Below are 3,107 nucleotides of genomic sequence, written 5' to 3' on the forward strand. Positions count from 1 at the left end.
ATGGCTCTTGTGTATTTTTGTTGCTATTAGGTTTACTGTCCCAAATAGTGGTGCTCAAGGTAAAGCCTAACAAGGCGTTCAAACGGACAAAAAACAGTTGGCTGTTTCACTCCGTTCACAATTTTGGCCAACAATTTTTTGCCGCTTAACGTGGCGTTAGGTGGCACCACTTTTCGGTTTTTATTGTTAACCAACTTTCGTATTTTTAATATTGGTTTGGTGGTAATTCTGTTTCGTGGGTTTTCGCCGAAACGTTTTATAAATGTCGCGAATCATTGTCGAGAGTCCAGCAATAACATTTGTGTTGTGCGCTAAACACCTTTTGTGTAAATGGCTCAAAATAATGTTTTGGCATTTAGCCGTGGTACGGTTATATTAAGTTTCGAAGTTTGCTTTAACTAACTGGTTTTATAATAAATTTAACCTAACAAGCAATTCAAACGGACAAAAAACAGTTGGCTGTTTCACTCTGTTCACATTTTAGCCAACAATTTTTTGCCGCTTAATATGGGCGTTAGGTGTAATCGCCACTTCGTTTTAATTGCTTAAAGTATTTGCCAATTTAAGCAGGGCGTTTGCGTTTTCTAAATATGTTTTAGGTGGGTTTCGCCAAGTTCTACGTCACTTTCGCCAATATAGTCTTCGGGCATTACCTAAAAACAAAATGTCCTTGCGAATTGGCTTTTCATTGTTTGGTGTTGTGGCTCAAAATCTAGCAGTTGTGTTTATAAAGTGGCGAATGTAATATTAACTTTTAGTGTTTGCTTTAAGGTTTTGTATTTACTGAAATACTTCACCTAACAAGCAATTCAAACGGACAAATAACAGTTGGCTGTCGTTCGTTCCTCACTATTATAGCCAACTATTATTTGCCGCTTAATATGGGCGTTATATTCACTAAGTTAGCAGGAAGCTATGAATCAATATTTTGATGAACACTTTTCAGGATTAAAATTACAAAAACCTCTTTTTTATAATTGGCCTATCGGCTTAAGGTTTGAGATTGGACCTGATGAAATTGAATTATGGAAAGATTCTGAACGTGAAACTATCAATGAAAAATATTTTGAAGTTTCTCTGGCTCGTGCAGTATCAATTTTTGAAGCTGTCTTTGGTAAAGATGATGACATTGAAATAATATATCAACAATATTCTGATGGTCGTAAGAAAATCAGAAAAGGTAACTTCATCTTTAAACAAATAAATACTGCAAAAATCAGCCAAGTTAAAAGCGTAGATGTCCGTAATATCTATGAGCTAGATTATAAATCTGAGTGTTGGAAAAGGCTAAATATACCAAACCTAACTGTCGATGATATTAACTATAAAAATATTTTGCTGTCATTAATTCATACTGATTTTGGTTGTAGTAAACCATCGATGTGGGGTGAATGCTTCATTATAAACAAGACTAAGAGTATTATTTTAAATCTATATGACGATCGTGGAATGGATGTAATAAGCTCAAATAGAGAAGCGCTCATTCCATTATATCAATCACATAACGAATGGCTGTTAAACTATGATCGTGAAAGAATGGATTTGGTGTTCTCGTGAATATAACAAGTCATTCAAAAGGACAAATAACAGCTGGCTGTTGTTCGTTCCTCACACATTTTAGCCAGCTATTATTTGCCTCTTAATGAGGCGTTAGCAGGCACCACTTATTCTATTTTTAAAGTGCTTCGTTAATTTTGTTTTTCACAAAAATTGGATGGTGTTTTTGACTTTCCTTCCTTTTTTGTGGCAATTATTGTGTTTTACCAATTGGTAAGCATGTTTTGTTAATGTTTATCAATTGAAGCTTGGTGGGTAAGTGGTGCGGCGGTATTCTTTGCTTCTCACATCCATCCGTTTAATTTTAATGTTCGTGGCGGTTTTGGTGTTTTAATTAACACTGCTGCTAACAAGCATTTCAAGCGGGACAAAATAAAGTTGGCTGTTTTGTTCACTCCGTTCACTTATTTTAGCCAACATTATTTTGCCCCTTAAACGGGCGTTAGCCTTATAAAGGATATAGGTAGTATGAAATCAACTTTTCTAGTTTTCACCTGCATGATTTTGATGCTTGGGTGTTCATCACACTCTGTTCAAGAATCAAGTATTACCGCTAAGGAATTCGATAATAGTATTGAACTTACGGTTCCCGCAAGTAAAGTGAAAATGACAATTCCCAAATTAGAGTTTGTTAAACAAAATGATAACCCTACAAACAGTTATAGGTATTTTTATTATTGGGATACTAATGCACAACTAGGTATTTCTGGTTGGTTTGAACCTGAATCACTTTTTAAAGGTACGCTGTCTCACTGGAATGAATTTCTAGCTAAATGGAAAGGGAATCCACCAACTAATGTTAGTTTTGAAAAACTAAATAATTGGGAAATTGTCCGTTACAATATTGACGTTCAAGGCTGCTCACAATCGAATGCAAAAGCATTTCTTGTTCAAGACGAAACTTGGCTGGAAATACACGTTTCCTCATTCTGCAAAGTTGGTGCTGAGCAAGCTGATATAATTGATTTTATTAACAATATAAAAATCGATAGTAAGGCGTAATATAAGGCTAACAAGGTGTTCAAACGGACAAAAAACAGTTGGCTGTTTCACTCCGTTCACAATTTTAGCCAACAATTTTTTGCCGCTTAACGTGGCGTTATGTTTTTATCGAATGGATGCATATATGAATAAATTTAGGATTAATAAAAGAATTTTTATGATAGGTTTATTACCTGTTTTAGGTTTACTCATTACATTTATTTTAAATTTTATCGCTGGTCCGGGTTATACGACTTCAGTAAATCAAGGTGCACTTCGTGTCTATTTTATGGGTTCTGTTATGTGGTCGGTATTTGCATTTTTTACAGGTATATTTATGTACTCAAAATGCAGTTCAATGAATCATCTTAAATTTATACTTGGAGTTTCATCTGTAGCTTTCGGTGTCGCAATGCCTTGGATTATAGGTATGTCGTAGAAAAAACATAACAACACGCCCTGAGGTGGACAACTAGTAAAATTTAGCTATTTATTGCAAATTTTAACAGTGGCGATCCTCTTCGGTTTAATGCTTCTAAATATTTTGATTCGTTGTAGGGCATCTTCGT

General features: G+C 34.9%; 3 protein-coding genes. All 3 read left to right on the top strand.

The genetic code is table 11. From position 1 onward, the window contains the following. Window positions 1-915 precede the first annotated feature (915 nt). The 3 genes from H4J69_RS19455 to H4J69_RS19465 all read left to right on the top strand — a co-directional run bounded on the left by H4J69_RS19455 (window position 916) and on the right by H4J69_RS19465 (window position 2,977). Entirely contained in the window at window positions 916-1,557 is a 642-nt protein-coding gene (locus tag H4J69_RS19455; protein WP_182245181.1) for a DUF3885 domain-containing protein, read from the top strand. Window positions 1,558-2,025: 468 nt separating this feature from the next. After that, entirely contained in the window at window positions 2,026-2,559 is a 534-nt protein-coding gene (locus tag H4J69_RS19460) for a hypothetical protein (RefSeq protein ID WP_182245180.1), read from the top strand. A 124-nt stretch (window positions 2,560-2,683) separates the two neighbouring features. Continuing rightward, a complete protein-coding gene (locus tag H4J69_RS19465; protein WP_182245179.1) occupies window positions 2,684-2,977 on the top strand; it encodes a hypothetical protein in 294 nt (97 codons plus the stop codon). Window positions 2,978-3,107 lie beyond the last annotated feature (130 nt).

It is taken from the genome of Colwellia sp. BRX10-9 (assembly GCF_014077405.1).
GTDB lineage: Bacteria > Pseudomonadota > Gammaproteobacteria > Enterobacterales > Alteromonadaceae > Colwellia_A.